Origin of the sequence: Blautia sp. BIOML-A1 (genome assembly GCF_009883055.1) — a bacterium.
GTDB lineage: Bacteria > Bacillota > Clostridia > Lachnospirales > Lachnospiraceae > Blautia_A.
In genome coordinates, this window is sequence record NZ_WWVR01000013.1 from 41,547 (window position 1) to 59,660 (window position 18,114).

Consider the following 18,114-nt stretch of genomic DNA (forward strand, 5'->3'; position numbering starts at 1 on the left):
CTTCCTCCGTCTCTTACTTATTCTTGTTTACAATCTTTGTTTCATAATTTCCTGTTGCAATGTCAATATAACGTACAAACAGAGAAACTTTATTCTCTTCGTTCAGGCTGTTCCACAGAAGCTCTGTAAAGGCCTCCATATCATTTGGAATATCCACAAGCTTCGGTTCTCCCTCAAAGCTTGGAAGCGGATTACCGTCGCATTTGTAGGTATGAATGAAACGGCCCTCTCCCGGAATTGCTTTCTCGTATGCATAAGTATAACGGAGACATGCATCTGGATTTCCGTTGTTGCTCTTGAGAATTGACATTGCATAGCTGTATTCACCATTCTCAATATGCATAACACCGGAAATTCTTGGTGTATAGTTCGGTCCGTCCGGCTCAAATTCACGTGTTCTTAAGGACTGCTCGAAGGTAAGCTGTTTGTCCATTCCCTCGTAGATTGTATCTGTCTGATCACCGTTTGTCACAATTGTCTTATTTCCCAGTACACGTACCGGAGCATAAATGATCAGGCTCGGATCTGTCAGTTTGGATGGATCAAATGCCTGTGTGCGAATTCCCTCTCCATCCTCAACAAATACTCGATTCCTGCTATTTTCACTTCTTCCCATGATAAAATAAGCTGTTACTGCCTTGGTTCCGTCTGCGGAACGTCCAATAATAATTCCTCTTCCCGGGTAGGAATTGTTTTTCAGTTCATTTTCCAGTGAAATTCTTTCCATGATCACTTCTCCTTTTGGTAATTAATAGAATCGGATGTCGCCACCTCGATTTTAAATCGAAAAAACCGCCTGGGTAGTCTGCTTCCACAGGCTGCCCAGGCGGTCGGCACGTTTACTTACTGCACTCCCTGTAGGTACTCCTACTTCCGCCAGTCATGCAGTCGTTATAATCATCATAATATACTGTTCACTCCGTTCACAGTAACCTGGTCAAAATGCATTCCCAATCACCTTCGGTGATGGCATTTTGCCCTGTATGTCTCGGGATTTTGCCATATTCATGGTAAAACACCTCGCGGAATATTACCTGCGAACAATTACATAATATACTAATTTATCAAATTACGCAAGAACAAATTTATTCATCTACGCTGTAGTTCGGAGCTTCCTTTGTAATATGGATATCATGCGGATGAGATTCCTTAAGTGATGCAGCAGAAATCTTAATAAATCTTCCTGTTGTCTTAAGCTTCTCAATTGTTTCTGCTCCGCAGTATCCCATACCGGAACGAAGACCGCCCATTAACTGGAATACGGTATCCTCTACATGTCCCTTGTATGCTACACGTCCCTCTACTCCTTCCGGAACCAGTTTCTTGGCATCCTGCTGGAAGTATCGGTCCTTGCTGCCGTTTTCCATGGCCGCGATAGATCCCATACCACGGTATACTTTGTATTTACGTCCCTGATACAGTTCAAATGTTCCCGGGCTCTCATCGCATCCTGCAAAGATACTTCCCATCATGCAGACATTGGCACCAGCTGCGATTGCCTTAGTGATATCTCCGGAGTATTTGATTCCGCCATCTGCGATGATCGGAATACCATAGCGGTTTGCAACTTCATAGCAGTCCATAACAGCTGTAACCTGCGGAACACCGATACCTGCAACGACACGTGTTGTACAGATAGATCCAGGTCCGATACCAACCTTGACAGCATCTACACCGGCATCGATCAGAGCCTTGGTAGCTTCTCCTGTAGCAACGTTTCCTGCGATCACCTGAAGATCCGGATATACGTCCTTGATCTGACGTACTGCACGAAGGATATTCTCAGAATGTCCATGTGCGGAGTCGATAACAATAACGTCTACATTTGCCTTAACCAGTGCATCTACACGTGCAAGGACATTGGCTGTGATACCAACTGCCGCACCGCAGAGAAGACGTCCCTGTGCGTCTTTGGCTGCAAGAGGATATTTGATCTGTTTCTCAATATCCTTGATCGTGATCAGACCTTTTAAGTTGAAATCATCATCTACAATGGGTAATTTTTCTTTACGGGATTTAGCCAGAATCTTCTTTGCTTCTTCAAGAGTGATTCCTTCTTTGGCTGTGATCAGTCCTTCAGATGTCATGCACTCTCTGATTTTCTTTGAAAAGTCTGTTTCGAATTTAAGATCACGGTTGGTAATAATACCTACCAGCTTTCTTCCCTCTGTGATCGGAACACCGGAAATACGGAATTTCGCCATCAGGTTGTTTGCATCTTCAAGAGTATTTTCTGCGGATAAAAAGAATGGATCTGTGATAACACCGTTCTCAGAACGTTTTACCTTGTCTACCTCGTCTGCCTGTGCCTCGATGGACATATTCTTGTGAATAATACCGATACCGCCCTGTCTGGCCATAGCGATCGCCATCCTGTGCTCGGTAACTGTATCCATTCCTGCGCTCATCATAGGAATGTTCAGTTTTACCTTCTTTGTTAAATACGTTGTGACATCTACCTGATTCGGAATTACCTTTGAGTATGCCGGAACTAAAAGAACATCATCGAATGTAATTCCTTCACCAATGATAGTACCCATTGCATTTCCTCCCTTGTATATTATGTTATTTTGATTTTGTTCCCTAGTTTAACAAAAATAATTTGCAGTGTCAATCAAAAAAAACTTTGCTCGGTGCTGAATTTTTGATAGCCTGCTGCATTTGTTCATCTGGCTCAATGATGATCCTGCAATTTTCTCCCTTGTCTCTGGTGATGACTGCAAAACGCTTGTGACCAGGATTTCCTGAAGAGTAATCCAGGGTTTTCATTTTACTGCTGCTGTTGTAGTAATCCAGACGGTGAGAATCCACAGGTGCCACAAGATCTGCCTCCTTGATGTTCACTGTCATTGCTTTTTTACGTTTGGACTTGGCCATAACCATATCGATGTCCATTTCACCGTTCACAAAAAGATACTCATATTCAAGATCTGTCCTCGGCACAATGAAATAACATGCGACTCCAAGCACAACCGCTGCCAGAAGAAACACGAAACTGAACATAAGTCCTGCCGCTGCTGCCACTGCAGTCAGTATGATCATTCCATACTTGATCACCGCATCTTTTGTAGTTGGTTCTTTCTTTACCAGAAATTCTGAATATAAATCACTCATCTGCGTCTTTCTCTCCTTATTTGTTTTATGAATCTGTAATTATTCTATCACAAAAGAAGACCAGCGTCTATGACGCTGGTCCGATCTTTAAAAACTTTTGATTACATCATTCCGCCCATTCCTGGTGCGCCTGCCGGCATAGCCGGAGTATCTTCTTTAATTGTTGCTACTACAGATTCTGTAGTAAGCAGAGTAGATGCAACGCTTGTAGCATTCTGCAGAGCACTTCTTGTAACCTTAACCGGATCAAGGATACCTGCTCCTACCATATCTACATAGCATTCATTCAGTGCATCAAATCCAACGCCTGGCTCAGACTCTCTTACCTTGTTGATGATAACAGAGCCTTCCAGTCCTGCGTTTGCAGAAATATGGAATAATGGAGCCTCCAGTGCTTTGAGGATAACATTTGCACCTGTCTTCTCATCACCTTCCAGAGTTGCAACCAGTTCAGCAACCTTCTTGGAAGCATGGATGTAAGCAGATCCGCCACCTGCGATGATTCCCTCTTCTACAGCTGCTCTTGTAGCTGCAAGAGCATCCTCCAGACGAAGTTTTGCTTCTTTCATCTCAGTTTCAGTTGCAGCACCAACACGGATAACAGCTACGCCGCCAGCCAGTTTTGCAAGTCTTTCCTGTAATTTTTCTTTGTCAAATTCAGATTTTGTCTCTGCGATCTGTCCACGGATCTGAGCAACACGGTCAGCAATTGCCTTCTTGTCACCAAGTCCGTCAACAATAACTGTATTTTCTTTTGCAACCTTGACAGATTTTGCACGACCAAGCTGTGCCATGGTAGCTTCTTTAAGATCCAGGCCCAGTTCATCGGAAATTACCTGTCCGCCTGTCAGGATAGCGATATCCTGCAGCATTTCTTTTCTTCTGTCACCATATCCCGGAGCTTTGACAGCTACTACCTGGAAAGTTCCTCTTAATTTATTTACGATCAGAGTTGTCAGAGCTTCACCTTCTACATCTTCTGCGATAATAAGAAGTTTTGCACCTGCCTGAACAACCTGCTCCAGTAACGGAAGTACTTCCTGAATATTGCTGATCTTCTTGTCTGTGATCAGGATATATGGATCTTCCAGAACTGCTTCCATTTTTTCCATGTCTGTAGACATATAAGCAGAAATATATCCACGGTCAAACTGCATACCTTCTACCAGATCAAGCTCTGTATGCATTGTCTTGGATTCTTCTACAGTGATAACACCATCGTTGGAAACTTTTTCCATTGCATCTGCAACAAGCTGACCAACTTCTTCATCACTTGCAGAGATTGCTGCTACGTTTGCGATCTGTGCTTTGCCGCTGATCTTCTGGCTCATCTCTTTGATTGCTTCTACAGCTGTATCTGTTGCTTTTCTCATTCCTTTTCTGAGGATGATCGGGTTAGCACCTGCTGCCAGGTTCTTCATTCCCTCATGAACCATTGCCTGTGCAAGAACAGTAGCTGTTGTAGTACCATCACCTGCTACATCATTTGTCTTGGATGCAACTTCTTTGATAAGCTGTGCACCCATGTTTTCAAATCTGTCTTCCAGTTCGATTTCTTTTGCGATCGTAACACCATCGTTTGTGATGAGCGGAGCACCGAAAGATTTGTCAAGTACAACGTTTCTTCCTTTTGGACCGATTGTTACTCTTACTGTATCTGCAAGTTTGTTTACACCAGCTTCAAGTGCAGCTCTTGCTTCTGAACCAAATTTAATTTCTTTTGCCATGATAACTGTCCTCCTGAAATAATGTCAATTAAAAAAAATATTATTCAACGATTGCAAGAATATCATTCTGTTTTACGATGATGTATTCTTCGCCGTCAAGCTTTACTTCTGTTCCTGCATATTTGGAATAGATAACCTTATTACCTGCTTCCACTTCCATCTTTACTTCTTTACCATCAACAACTCCGCCAGGTCCTACAGCGATAACTTCTGCCTGCTGTGGTTTTTCCTGTGCCTGACCCGGAAGTACAATACCGGATTTTGTTGTTTCTTCTGCTTCTAACTGTTTTAATACAACTCTGTCACCTAAAGGTACTAATTTCATGATCTATTTTCCTCCTTTATTGTTGCCTTGCTTTCGATTGCTAGCACTCATTTCGTCTGAGTGCTAATCACTGTCCTTATATTATTGAATTACGCTATTTTCTGCAACTCTTTTTACAGTTGTTAATTTTTATATTTTTAAATATTATCTCTTTTTTTCTTATATTTTCTTTAGTTTTCTTATTTTACTGTTTTTCATTAATTTTTTATACAGGTGAATGCACCTATTCTGACACCATTACATCAGAAAAGCTCTTTCCCACTGAATCTTTACTCAGTGACAAAGAGCTTCTCTGACTTTATTTCTGATCATGATTTCTTATTTCTCTGGGCTTTGATCTCTTCCAGTTCATCAAAGATCACTTCATTGAGAACCTTGATATAGGTTCCTTTCATACCGGAAGAACGAGACTCGATAACACCTGCACTCTCAAACTTACGCAGGGCATTTACAATTACGGATCTGGTGATTCCCACACGGTCTGCGATCTTGCTCGCAACCAGGATTCCTTCTTCTCCATCCAGTTCATCAAAGATATGGATGATTGCCTCCAGTTCTGAGAATGACAGGGTATTAAAGGCTGACTTAACAACCTGCTGCTTACGGTCCTCCTCTGCATTCTCCTCGTGTACTGCGCGCATCATCTCCAGTCCTACGACCGTTGTGCCATATTCACTGACAATGATATCCTCAATGTCATATGGCTTATTGTCACGATACATAAAAACAGTTCCCAGACGTTCTCCTGCAATATCAATCGGATTGATGATTCCCTGGCAGCTGCTGTCAACATGTTCAAAACCTAATGTCTGAAGATTTACGTTTTCTTTGGTTGATAAAACTCCCAAAAAACGCTCATTCAACAATTCATCTACATGTCCGCCAACGTTATCTTCAATCAGTTCAGTTATTTCCTTGACGCCCGGACATAAACTGATTCCCAGGACTTTACCCTTCTTGCTCAGCACCAGTATGTTAGAGCTTAATGTCTCCATCAAAACCTGGCAGATATCATTAAACACTACCTTACTGGAACTACTGTTGTGCAGAAGTTTGTTGATTTTTCTTGTTTTATCTAACAACTGAACGCTCATCTTGGCCTCCTTCAATGATTTATTCGATGTGACCATCTTTATAACACAATAGTACACGCTTTATCACGAAAAAGCAAGATATTTTTATATTTTTTTCACTTTTATCTGCATTTTCAGAAAATTCATAACTGTTTCATTTTCACAGTTATCATTTTCTGTGCGCTCAGTCTTCTTCTTTTTCTTTCTGCTCTACATAGCCGCAGGTTTCCTGACTGCAGACAAGTTTATTGCCTTTCTCAACCATATAGCTTCCACAGACCGGACATTTCTTATTTGACGGTTTCTGCCAGGACATAAAATCACATTCCGGATTGTCGATGCATCCATAATATTTACGTCCTTTCTGCGTTTTCTTAAGGACAACATCCTTACCGCATTTCGGGCAGGCCACACCAATCTTCTCATAATAAGGCTTGGTATTTCTGCATTCCGGAAATCCCGGGCAGGCAAGAAATCTTCCATGTGGTCCGTACTTGATGACCATGTTTCTGCCGCAGACATCACAGATCTCATCCGTAACCTCATCCTGAATATCAACCTTCTCAAGCTCTTTCTCTGCTGCGTCTACATCTTTCTTAAGATCCGGGTAGAAGTTTCTGACAACTGTCTTCCACTGAACAGTTCCTGCCTCCACACAGTCCAGAAGTCCTTCCATCATCGCTGTGAAGCGCACATCTACAATGCTCGGAAAAGCCTGCTTCATAATGTTGTTTACCACTTCTCCAAGTTCTGTAACATAAAGGTTCTTCTGTTCTTTGGAAACATAACGTCGGCTGATGATTGTTGTGATCGTAGGCGCATAAGTACTTGGACGGCCGATTCCCTGTTCTTCCAGTGCCTTTACAAGAGAAGCCTCTGTGTAATGTGCCGGCGGCTGTGTAAAATGCTGTTCAGGCTTCAGTTCTTCCAGAGTAAGTTTCATGCCCTTTTCCAGAGACTGGCTCAGAACATTGCCTTTCTGATTATCTTCCTCCTGTGTATATACAGATAAGAAACCATCGAAGACTACCTTGGAGGCTGCAACCGTAAAGGTATATTCTCCTGCACCGATTTTTACAGAAGTTGTCTCATATTTCGCCGCTGCCATTCTGCTGGCTGTAAAGCGCTTCCATATCAGCTGATACAGACGGAACTGATCTCTGGAAAGAGATTCCTTGATCATAGCCGGCAGTCTGGTAATGTCTGTCGGACGGATCGCCTCGTGTGCATCCTGGATCTTCTGCTCTTTCTTGACAGATTTCTCTGTTTTGGATACATATTCCTCCCCATACTGCTGTCCGATATATTCTCTTGCAGCTTCGTCCGCTTCATGGGAGATTCGTGTAGAATCTGTACGGAGATAAGTGATGATACCTACCGTACCATTTCCCTTGATATCAACACCCTCATATAACTGCTGTGCCAGACGCATGGTCTTCTGTGTAGAGAAATTCAGAGTCTTGGCAGCTTCCTGCTGCAGAGTACTGGTTGTGAACGGAAGCGGTGCATTCTTGATACGCTCTCCCTTTTTGACTTCTGTGATCTCATATTCTGCATTTTCCAGTTTTTCAAGAAGCTCATCCATTTCTTTCTTATTATGGATTGGCATTTTTTTGTCGGTTCCGTAAAATTTAGCCTTGAGCGGTTTCTTCTCCCCTTTGACACGGAATTCTCCGTCCAGACTCCAGTATTCTTCCGGAATAAATGCATTGATCTCATCCTCGCGGTCGCAGATGATCCGAAGTGCTACAGACTGAACACGCCCCGCACTCAAACCTCTCTTGACCTTTGCCCAGAGAAGCGGACTGATGCTGTATCCTACCATTCGATCCAGCATTCTTCTGGCCTGCTGTGCATCTACCAGATTCATATCCAGATCCCGTGGCTGCTTGATAGAATTCTTCACGGCTGTCTTGGTGATCTCATTAAAAGAAATCCTGCGCATTTTGTCCGGATTTTCCTTCAATGCCTGCATCAAATGCCAGGAAATTGCCTCTCCTTCACGGTCAGGGTCCGTTGCAAGATAAATCTTATCTGCTTTCTTTGCAGCCTTACGAAGTGAAGCAAGGAGTTCTCCTTTCCCACGGATCGTAATATATTTAGGTTCAAAATCATTTTCCACATCGATTCCGAACTGACTTTTCGGGAAATCCCTCACATGTCCGTTTGATGCCTGTACATCATAATTACTTCCAAGAAATTTTTTAATAGTTTTTACTTTTGCAGGTGACTCTACTATCACCAGATATTTCGCCATGCTACCTCTCCTACTTTTGCTAAACTCTCCGGGATCTGTTGCTTCAAGAGTCGACGTCTTATGTCGGTTTTAAGTCTCTTTTATATAATAATGTCTGCCGATCTCCCGGATCAGACCTGACAGCTTTAACTCCAGCAAAAGGCTTCCGATCTGCCTCGGCGGAAGGCCTGTTTTCTGAATTAAAAAATCCATAGATTTTGGTCGTAAATCGAGACAACTATACACCAATTTCAAATCGCTTGCAAGTCCTAAGTCATTTTTTGAGTCGGATTTTACCTTATTTTCATAATTCATCCCCAGTTCTCTGAGAAGAATTTCCGGACTGTACGCGATTCCTGCCCCATCATATATCAGTTTGTGGCATCCTATACTCAGTTCCTCATTTACAGGTCCCGGAATCGCATAAACTGTTTTTCCCTGATCCAATGCCCACTGTGCTGTGATAAGTGAACCACTTTTTTCTCTTGCCTCTACGATGAGCACCATATCCGCAAGTCCACTTATGATCCGGTTCCTTGCCGGAAAAAAATAATTTCTTGCTCTCATACCCGGAGGCTGTTCACTTATGATTCCTCCTCCTTCCCTCAGGATACGTTCATACAGGGCTTTATTTCCCGCCGGATAACAGATATCCACGCCACCTGCAAGAACTGCGTAGGTTGCTGTTCCTCCCTCCAGTGCTCCCTTGTGTGCTTCTGCATCAATCCCGTAGGCCATGCCGCTGATGATCTGCACTCCTGCGCTGCTGAGGACCTTTGCATATCGAAATGCCTGGATTCTTCCGTATGTGCTGCACGCCCGTGCTCCAACGATTGCTATACTTGGTTTTTTCCTGTCGGGCAGTCTTCCTTTTACAAAAAGTATTTCCGGCATTTTGGGGTAATTATTTAATTTTTCCGGATATTCTGCACTTTTGGAACTAATCCGGAGGATTTTTTCTTCTGGTTTTTCTTCCATATAAAATACCTCATTCTTTCCTGTTTTATGACACTTTAGTTCCAGTATTTTTTGTCAAACGCACGATAGGAAAGCGCCTCCCCTATATGATGCTTCTGTATAGTTCTTGAATCATCCATATCTGCAATTGTTCTTGCCACCTTCAGAATACGGTGATATGCCCGTGCACTGAATGGCATATGCTCAAATGCCATCTTAAGAAGACCCCTTCCCTGGGCGTCCAGTTTACAGAATCGCTCTATCTGGCTTCCTTTGAGTTCCCCATTGAACTGGATTCCTTCATTCCTGTATCGGCTTCTCTGTATTTCCTGGACCCGTGTAACACGTTCCTGAATCTTATTCGTCGATTCTCCGATCCGGCTGCTGCTCAGCCCTTCAAAAGATACCGGTGTCACATCCGCACAGAGATCCAGTCTGTCAAGCAGCGGCTGGCTGATCCTTCCAAGATACTGTGAAACCTGTGCCGGGGTGCAATGACAGCGATTCATATCAGGATAATGCCCGCAGGGACAGGGATTCATTGCCGCACACAAAATAAAATCTGCCGGAAAATCATAGGTTCCATATACTCTTGAGATTCGGATCACTTTATCTTCCAGAGGCTGTCGCAAAATCTCCAGGCTCCGCCTTGAAAACTCCGGCATCTCATCAAGAAAAAGCACGCCTCTGTGTGCCAGCGTGACCTCTCCCGGTCTGGGATTTCGTCCGCCGCCGGCCAATGCCTGTGCAGAACAGGTATGATGTGGACTTCGAAATGGCCGTTTTCTCACAAGAGGATCACCCGGAGACAAAAGCCCCGCAATACTGTAGATTTTGGTCAGTTCCAGTCCTTCCTCAAAACTCAGTGACGGCATGATCCCGGGTATTCTTTTTGCTATCATGGTTTTTCCTGCTCCCGGTGGTCCGATCATAAGCAGATTGTGAAATCCACTGACTGCAATCTCTACCGCTCTTCGAAGACTTTCCTGCCCTTTGATCTCACAGAAATCTGTTTTTTCCGTATTTTCTTCCACTGTACTTTCGATATCCTCCATACAGTAGTCTTCCGGATTTCTCAGATATTGGATCATTTCATTGAGATTTCTCACACCGATCACTTTCATATCCGGAATCAGTCTTGCCTCTTTCAGATTTTCTGCCGGGACAACGCAGAAACGACACTTTTCTTCCCTTGCCCGTATTATCATTGGCAGAATTCCTGAGATTGCATGAATGTTTCCATTCAGGCTGATCTCCCCGGCCATCATGACTGCCGTAAGCTGTTCCGGTCTTAATATCCCTGAGGCAGCAAGAACCGCCGCCGCAAGCGGAAGATCAAAGCCTGCTCCTTCCTTTTTGATATCTGCCGGAGCAAAATTGACAGTAATCCTCTTTGGCGGAAGCGCAATCCCATTATTTTTCAGTGCTGTTCTTACCCTGTCCTGTGCTTCTTTTACCTGCGCTGAAGGAAAACCGACCATAGTAAAGGAAGGCAGCCCATCACTGACATCTGCCTCCACCTGAATGGGATGTACCTCCATTCCCAAAATTGCTGCTGATAGTACACTTGCAAACATTTTTCTCCTTTCTTCTTCCGGCCCCCGATCTGCCTGATATTCGTTACTGTTCACTCCGTTCACAGTAACTTGGTCAAAATGCATTCCAAATCACCTTCGGTGATGGCATTTTGCCCCGTATGTCTCGGGATTTTGCCATATTCATGTCAAAACACCTCGCGGAATATTACCTGTGAACAGTTACTGAACTGTTTTCTTCAACATATGTTAGTGTTTTCTTCAACAATTCTGTCTTTCGTACTTTGCAGAATTGTTTCTGTTATAATATTTTGCTGGAATATAATAAGATTTTCAGAAAAAAAGAAAAACCTGCCTTTTATATGCAGGCTTTTAAAGAAAGATTTTTGCTCTGATCTTATTATAATCTATTGCCAGTCAAAGCTCAACTGCATATTTCACATTCCCAATCGAAATGCTCATCCGGCTTGCAGATTATTATGATACTACAATCGATTACCTTGTAGGACGCATTGACAACAAGACACCGATCAAATAAATCCATATCTGTATTTTTGCAGAGCCAACAAAAAACGGAATCCCTTTTCAGAGATTCCGTTTTTAATATCTGCTGATATATATTTTTATTGCCAATGATGCTCTGCTTCTTCAATCTCCTCAATAAACATAATCAGAAAGCTGATAAGAAGCAAAATACTGGATACCCAGATAGCTTTTTCACCGTATGCCACAGAGAGTCGTCCGCCGATTCCTGCTCCTATAGCAAACAGAAAGATAATGGCATAATAGCACAGTGCCTGGTGAAGCAGGCGCGGCTTTCTTTCGCGTATGTAGGCTGAAAAAGCTGCTGTACCGCTTCGGAGATTCCCGATGCACATGGTACTGGCATAAGAGTTTCCTTCTACCTTTCGGAAGGTCTGTACCTGCAAGGCACAGGAGAAGGATACCATGGTGGTAGCCAGTACATTCATATTTCCCGGTACAAAGCCTACCAAGAACAGCAGGATAATTTCTACCAGAAGGATTCCCTGGCGCCAGTGAAAGCGTCTGGCATAGCGAAATTTATTCTGAATACGCTCTGCCAGCAGTACTCCAAAGAAAAATGCGGTCAGAGGAACCAGATAATGTAATCCTGCTTTCACTTCGCCGTTCATAAACCGCTCACTCATCAGTACCACGTTTCCGGTCTGAGCGTTGGAAAAAACGCCGTCGCGTGTGAAGTAGGTATAGGCATCCTGAAATCCTCCTGACACTGCAAGAAATGCACTGTTTATGAAAGCTTCTGAGGTCTGTACCTTCTTATGATGGTCCATAGCAAGTTCCTTCCTTTGTCTTTCGCCTTTGTTCTGCATATGCGATTTTAACTCTGTCAAGTCCGCTGCACCTTCAAAGTTATAAACTATAAATCCTGTAAACACTCAATTTGATATACAGGCTATATCGTTCTTATATGTCAAATTTAAAACACCGATGATTACTCTGGTTTATGCTCTTTCAGATATTCCTTACGTCCTTCTTCATAAAGGTTATTTCCCTCGCTGTCAATAATAACAACAAGCGGCATATCCTCTACATAAAGCTTACGAAGTGCTTCTGCGCCAAGATCCTCATATGCAATCAGCTCAGCTTTCTTGATACATTTGGCAAGAAGAGCTCCGGCACCGCCGATCGCTCCGAAGTAAACGCCGTCATATTTCTTCATGGCTTCTACAACTTCTGGAAGGCGTGCTCCTTTTCCGATCATACCGCGTGCTCCTACTGACATCATAGTCGGTGCATAGGCATCCATACGTCCGCTGGTTGTAGGCCCTGCGGAACCGATTACTGCTCCTGGTTTTGCAGGAGTCGGTCCTACATAATAGATTGTTGCATCTGTTGGGTCAAACGGGATCTTCTCTCCCCTTGCAAGAGCTTCACACATACGCTTATGACCTGCATCACGGGAGGTGTAGATAGTTCCTGTAAGAAGAACCTGATCTCCTGCATGAAGAGTCTTTGCCAGTTCTTTTGTCAGAGGCAGTGTAATTTTTCTTTTTTCCATGATCAGATCACCTCCGTTTTGTGACGGGTTACATGACAGTTGATATTAACTGCACACGGCATTCCCGCAATGTGTGTAGGCATTGTTTCAATATTCAGACCGATGGCAGTGGTCTTTCCGCCAAAGCCCTGAGGTCCGATTCCAAGCTTATTCACCTTCTCAAGCATTTCGTTCTCAAGATCTGCGTAAAATGGATCCGGGTTGTGGGAATCCAGAGGACGCATCAGTGCTTTCTTTGCAAGAAGAGCACATTTGTCAAAGGTTCCGCCGATTCCGACTCCGACTACCATAGGAGGACATGGATTAGGACCAGCTGTCTCTACTACTTCCAAAATGAAATCCTTGATTCCCTGAAGTCCTGCAGACGGCTTAAACATACGGATCATACTCATATTCTCACTTCCGAAGCCTTTTGGACCTACTGTGATCTTAACCTGATCTCCCGGAACGATCTCTGTATAGATCATAGCCGGTGTGTTATCTCCTGTATTTCCGCGACGTACAGGATCCCTTACTACAGATTTTCTTAAATATCCTTTGTCGTATCCACGACGTACCCCTTCATTGATGGCATCAGTGAAATCTCCGCCTACAAAGTGTACATCCTGTCCGATTTCCAGAAATACACATGCCATTCCGGTATCCTGGCAGATCGGCACATTCTCCTTATCGGCAATATCAAAGTTCTCAATAATATTATCAAGGACGCCCTTGGCGATTTCTCCGTCTTCGCATGCACGGCATGTTTTGATGGCGCATTTTACATCTTCCGGAAGATGTTCATTTGCTTCGATACAGAGTTTTTCAATGACATCTGTAAGTCTGCTTACTTCTACTTCACGCATTTTGGTAAGCTCCCTTCTTTTTCTTATCGCTGTTCGTGACGAGCGTATTTCGGAAGCAGTAATGGAGATACCTTATCAGTATGTACATCTGCTTCTTTCAGTTCTTCTTCATATGCATAAACGTGATTCAGATTCATTTCTCCAAGTTCTACGTCTTTGCATTTTGCAGCTGCTTTTTTACCGGCATTTCTTCCAAATACGATTACATCCAGAAGAGAGTTACCCATCAGTCTGTTTCTTCCGTGGATTCCGCCTGCTGCTTCTCCCGCAACTAAAAGGTTTGGAATTTCCTTTGTAAATCCGTCTCCGTCGATTTCCAGACCACCATTCTGATAATGAAGTGTTGGATAGATCACGATCGGCACTTTTCGCATATCAATGCCATAGTTCATGTACATACGGAACATAGCCGGAATTCTCTTTTCGATGGTGCCTTCGCCTCCAAGAATCTCGATCATTGGAGTATCAAGCCATACACCTTTTAATCCGCCCGGAACTTCCACGCCACGGCCCTCTTCACATTCACGAATAACACCAGAAGCGTTTACATCACGTGTTTCAAGTGGATGGATATAAGCTTCTCCGTTTACGTTTACAAGCTGTGCGCCAACGGAACGAACCTTCTCAGTTACCAGTGCACCAAGGATCTGTGACGGATAGATTGCACCGGTTGGATGATACTGAATGGAATCCTGATAAAGAAGAGAAGCACCTGCTCTGTATCCAAGCACAAGACCATCTGCAGTTGCACCGTAGTGGTTAGATGTCGGGAATCCCTGATAATGCATTCTTCCTGCACCACCTGTTGCGATTACTACAGTCTTTGCTCTTGCAACAGAGTAATCTCCTGTTTCCATGTTGAGAAGAACAGCACCTGCTACCTGTCCCTTTTCATCCTTCAGAAGCTCAACAGCAGAAGTGAACTCAACTACAGGAATACCAAGGTTGATAACCTCATCTCTGATGGTACGCATGATCTCGGATCCGGAATAGTCCTTTGCAGCATGCATTCTCTTTCTGGAAGTACCGCCGCCATGTGTTGTGATCATGGTTCCGTCTTCTTCTTTATCAAATTCAACGCCAAGGTCATTCAGCCATTTGATGGCATCAGGAGCTTCCATTACAAGTCTCTTTACCAGTTCAGGCTTTGCGGCAAAATGTCCGCCGCCGAAGCAGTCCAGATAGTGCTGTACGGGAGAATCATTTTCTTTATCTGCTGCCTGGATTCCACCCTCTGCCATCATGGTGTTGGCATCACCAATACGAAGCTTTGTGACGATCATAACGTCAGCACCTGCATTGTGGGCTTCGATGGCACAGGAGGAGCCTGCACCGCCGCCGCCGATTACAAGTACATCTACATCATAATCGATTTTGTTAAGGTCAATTTTTTCGTTCAGCAAACGGCTTTCGGAATGAAGCATTTCTGCCAGTTCAAGTGGTGCTTTCTGACCTTTGTTTGGTCCTACCTTGATTTCGGCAAATGCATCTGGGTTATAATCCGGATGGAATTTCTTAAGAAGAGTGTCTTTCTCATCAGCGGTCAGACGTTTTGGCTCTGTTGCCATACGCTCTGCTCTTGTAGCCTCTACCTTTTTGATGGATTCCATCATATTTTCTGGATATGGTGCATACATTTTTTTACGCCCTCCTTATTTCTCAATTTCTCTGTTGTTGTAAAGTTCCTGCATGTCAGTGATCGGTTTCTGCATGATCTGCTCGATCAGGTCATCATATTTACCCTCGTGAATCTCTTCCACACGTTTTGCAAGGTGTTCGCTCTTCGGGGCAATGTATTTACCTGTGAGACGTCTTGCCAGAAGACCAACCATTGGATGGGAAATACCAGCCGGGCATCTTACGGAACAGCATCCGCAGCTTACACAGTCAAAGGATTCCTCAGCACATTTCTCAAGCTCGCCTCTCTGTGCATATGCAATATACTGCATTACATTTAAGTCCTGGGTACATGCTTTTGTACATGCATTACATCCAATACAGCTGTAAATTTCAGGATAAAGTTCCATCATTACCTGCTGGTTCGGCTGAAGCTCTTCCATGTTGTAAATTCTCTTGTCAGTAGGGAAGAATGGGATGCTTGCCACATACATGCCTTCCTGTACCTGTGTCTGACAGGCAAGACAGGTTTTCAGTTCGTTATCCCCTTTGATTCTGTAAATGGTTGCACAGGCACCGCAGAATCCATGACGGCAGCCGCAGCCTCTTTTTAATGTGTAGCCTGCATATTCCATAGCTGTCATAATGGTCAGGTCTGCAGGTACAGTGTATTTTTTACCGAAGAAATATACGTTTACCATATTTTCCATGTTGGGTTGTTCCTTTCTTCTGATTGTCAATTATTTGCTTAGTACTCATCCGGTAACTGGTCAATTTCGTCCATTCTGAATACCGGACCATCCTTACATACGTACTTAGATCCAATATTGCAGCGTCCGCATTTACCAACACCGCATTTCATACGAAGCTCCAATGTTGTATAAACCTGAGTTCTTGTAAATCCAAGCTCTTCCAGTCCCTGAAGTACGAACTTGATCATGATTGGCGGTCCGCAGACAAGGGCTACTTTATTTGTATCAAAACCGATTTCTTTCAGGTATGTAGGTACGAAGCCAACATGTCCGTCCCAGCCTTCCTGCTCACGGTCAATGGTCAGGTATACATTTACATCTTTTGCATTCATCCAGACTTCCTGGATCTCTTTTAATTTTACAAGATCGTCTGCAGAACGAGAACCGTAAAGAATATCTACAGTACCATAGTCATCCCGGTTGTCCAGCACGTAATTAATTACGGAACGAAGCGGTGCAAGACCAATACCTCCGGCAATAAACAGAAGATTTTTGCCTTTCAGCTTATCTTCTACCGGGAAATGGTTTCCGTATGGTCCTCGGACTGTGATCTCATCACCAACCTGAAGGCTGTGCAGATAAGAGGTCAGATCTCCGCATCTTTTGATACTAAATTCCTGATATTCTTTGTTTGTAGGAGAAGAGGTAATGGAAAACATACCCTCACTTACTCCTGGTGCACAAACCATTGCACACTGACCTGGCATATGCTCGAAAAGCTTGCCTCCGTCCGGTGCAGTTACGCAGAAGGTTTTTACATCCGGAGTCTCCTCATGAATGTCTGTGATCACGCCAACCTGTGGGATCAACGTATCCAGTGTGTAGTTTTTATGACAGGTACATTCGCTCATTACTTTTCACCTCCATGCTTTTCAAAAGCCTTGATCACCTTCACAATATTCAGTGATGACGGGCATTTTTCCACGCAACGGCCGCATCCCACGCAGGAATACATGCCATTATTGTTAGCCGGGAAATAGACAAGCTTATGCATGAATCTCTGACGGAATCTCTGCATCTGGCTGGTACGGTTATTTCCATGAGCCATCATTGTGAAATCAGAATACATACAGGAATCCCAGCAGCGATAACGTTTTACACCGTGTCCTGTGTCGTAATCCTTGATGTCATAGCACTGGCAGGTAGGACATACAAAAGTACAGGTTCCGCATGCCAGGCATGGTTTATATAAAGTCTCCCATACAGGAGAATTAAACTTCTCATCGGTTGCATTTCCATCCCATCCTTCCAGAGAAAGATGTGTATATGGAAGCTGCTCTACAATATTATGGATTGCTTCTTTTTCAGCAGAAACCTTTGCTTCATCAGAGGCATCTGCATCTGTAAGAAGGTCTTTAACTGCTTCTGTAAGAGCCTGACCTTTTTCACTGATTGCTTTCCAGTAAAGTGTTCCTTCTACCATCCAGACAGCCACATCAGCTGCAGGATCTGCTGCATCTGTTCCAAAAACCTTACAGAAACAGGACTCCTCCGGTTCATGGCATGCCATTGCAACGATAGTTCCATGGTCTCTTCTTGCAGCATAAAAAGTGTCAATAGGATCTGCAAGGAAAACCTTATCCAACACTTCCATACCCTTTACATCGCAGGCTTTCATGCCAAATACAACGAAAGGACTGCTTCTAAGCTCTTCCGGTTCAACAGTCAGCTTCTTTCCATCACGAACGCAGGTATAAAGAGTTTCACTCTGTGGGAAAAAGGCATCTTTACCGGATTTTACGGTTTTCAGTGTATCAAGATCAGCCTCTTCTCCTTCATTCCAAAGGCCGAAGTTGGTCTGTCCTGCCTTTTTGATCGGAAGGATCAGATCCTGGCTTTCTGCGATTTTCCGGAATAATGCTTCCAGATTTTCTTTTTCAATCTTATACATA

16 protein-coding genes and 1 riboswitch are annotated in these 18,114 nt (G+C 43.7%); all 16 genes read right to left on the minus strand.

Features of this window, described 5'->3' with window-relative positions; all coding sequences use genetic code 11:
* Positions 1-13 precede the first annotated feature (13 nt).
* The 16 genes from GT674_RS08035 to GT674_RS08110 all read right to left on the minus strand — a co-directional run bounded on the left by GT674_RS08035 (position 14) and on the right by GT674_RS08110 (position 18,113).
* The gene (locus GT674_RS08035; protein WP_161285222.1) at positions 14-727 is read right to left on the minus strand and encodes an IMP cyclohydrolase; all 714 of its coding nucleotides are present in this window, start codon (positions 725-727) and stop codon (positions 14-16) included.
* A gap of 86 nt (positions 728-813) precedes the next feature.
* Positions 814-894: riboswitch (ZMP/ZTP riboswitch) on the minus strand.
* 191 nt (positions 895-1,085) lie between these two features.
* Entirely contained in the window at positions 1,086-2,540 is a 1,455-nt protein-coding gene (gene guaB / locus GT674_RS08040) for an IMP dehydrogenase (RefSeq protein ID WP_161285223.1), read from the minus strand.
* A 70-nt stretch (positions 2,541-2,610) separates the two neighbouring features.
* Positions 2,611-3,114, minus strand: coding sequence for a DUF6106 family protein (locus tag GT674_RS08045; protein ID WP_161285224.1), 504 nt, complete (start codon positions 3,112-3,114; stop codon positions 2,611-2,613).
* Positions 3,115-3,215: 101 nt separating this feature from the next.
* Positions 3,216-4,841, minus strand: coding sequence for a chaperonin GroEL (gene groL, locus GT674_RS08050; RefSeq protein WP_161285225.1), 1,626 nt, complete (start codon positions 4,839-4,841; stop codon positions 3,216-3,218).
* Positions 4,842-4,881: 40 nt separating this feature from the next.
* Positions 4,882-5,166, minus strand: coding sequence for a co-chaperone GroES (gene groES, locus GT674_RS08055; protein WP_161285226.1), 285 nt, complete (start codon positions 5,164-5,166; stop codon positions 4,882-4,884).
* A 308-nt stretch (positions 5,167-5,474) separates the two neighbouring features.
* A complete protein-coding gene (gene codY / locus GT674_RS08060) occupies positions 5,475-6,260 on the minus strand; it encodes a GTP-sensing pleiotropic transcriptional regulator CodY (protein WP_161285227.1) in 786 nt (261 codons plus the stop codon).
* Positions 6,261-6,423: 163 nt separating this feature from the next.
* A complete protein-coding gene (topA, locus tag GT674_RS08065) occupies positions 6,424-8,496 on the minus strand; it encodes a type I DNA topoisomerase (RefSeq protein WP_161285228.1) in 2,073 nt (690 codons plus the stop codon).
* 69 nt (positions 8,497-8,565) lie between these two features.
* On the minus strand, positions 8,566-9,453 hold the full coding sequence (gene dprA / locus GT674_RS08070; RefSeq protein ID WP_161285229.1) for a DNA-processing protein DprA: 888 nt from the start codon (positions 9,451-9,453) through the stop codon (positions 8,566-8,568).
* Positions 9,454-9,488: 35 nt separating this feature from the next.
* The gene (locus tag GT674_RS08075) at positions 9,489-11,093 is read right to left on the minus strand and encodes a YifB family Mg chelatase-like AAA ATPase (RefSeq protein WP_330585502.1); all 1,605 of its coding nucleotides are present in this window, start codon (positions 11,091-11,093) and stop codon (positions 9,489-9,491) included.
* A gap of 497 nt (positions 11,094-11,590) precedes the next feature.
* Positions 11,591-12,280 (minus strand): YoaK family protein, encoded by a 690-nt coding sequence (locus GT674_RS08080; protein ID WP_161285230.1) that lies wholly within the window; start codon positions 12,278-12,280, stop codon positions 11,591-11,593.
* Between the two features lie 161 nt (positions 12,281-12,441).
* Positions 12,442-13,008 (minus strand): Fe-S-containing hydro-lyase, encoded by a 567-nt coding sequence (locus GT674_RS08085; RefSeq protein WP_161285231.1) that lies wholly within the window; start codon positions 13,006-13,008, stop codon positions 12,442-12,444.
* A gap of 2 nt (positions 13,009-13,010) precedes the next feature.
* Positions 13,011-13,853: a fumarate hydratase gene (locus GT674_RS08090; RefSeq protein WP_118698720.1), complete on the minus strand. Its 843-nt coding sequence runs from the start codon at positions 13,851-13,853 to the stop codon at positions 13,011-13,013.
* A gap of 23 nt (positions 13,854-13,876) precedes the next feature.
* On the minus strand, positions 13,877-15,490 hold the full coding sequence (locus tag GT674_RS08095; RefSeq protein WP_161285232.1) for an FAD-dependent oxidoreductase: 1,614 nt from the start codon (positions 15,488-15,490) through the stop codon (positions 13,877-13,879).
* Positions 15,491-15,505: 15 nt separating this feature from the next.
* A complete protein-coding gene (locus GT674_RS08100) occupies positions 15,506-16,180 on the minus strand; it encodes a 2Fe-2S iron-sulfur cluster-binding protein (protein WP_161285233.1) in 675 nt (224 codons plus the stop codon).
* A gap of 38 nt (positions 16,181-16,218) precedes the next feature.
* The gene (locus tag GT674_RS08105) at positions 16,219-17,073 is read right to left on the minus strand and encodes an FAD/NAD(P)-binding protein (protein WP_118698723.1); all 855 of its coding nucleotides are present in this window, start codon (positions 17,071-17,073) and stop codon (positions 16,219-16,221) included.
* Positions 17,073-18,113 (minus strand): 4Fe-4S dicluster domain-containing protein, encoded by a 1,041-nt coding sequence (locus GT674_RS08110; RefSeq protein ID WP_161285234.1) that lies wholly within the window; start codon positions 18,111-18,113, stop codon positions 17,073-17,075. Before GT674_RS08110 ends, GT674_RS08105 begins: the two co-directional genes overlap by 1 nt.
* Position 18,114 lies beyond the last annotated feature (1 nt).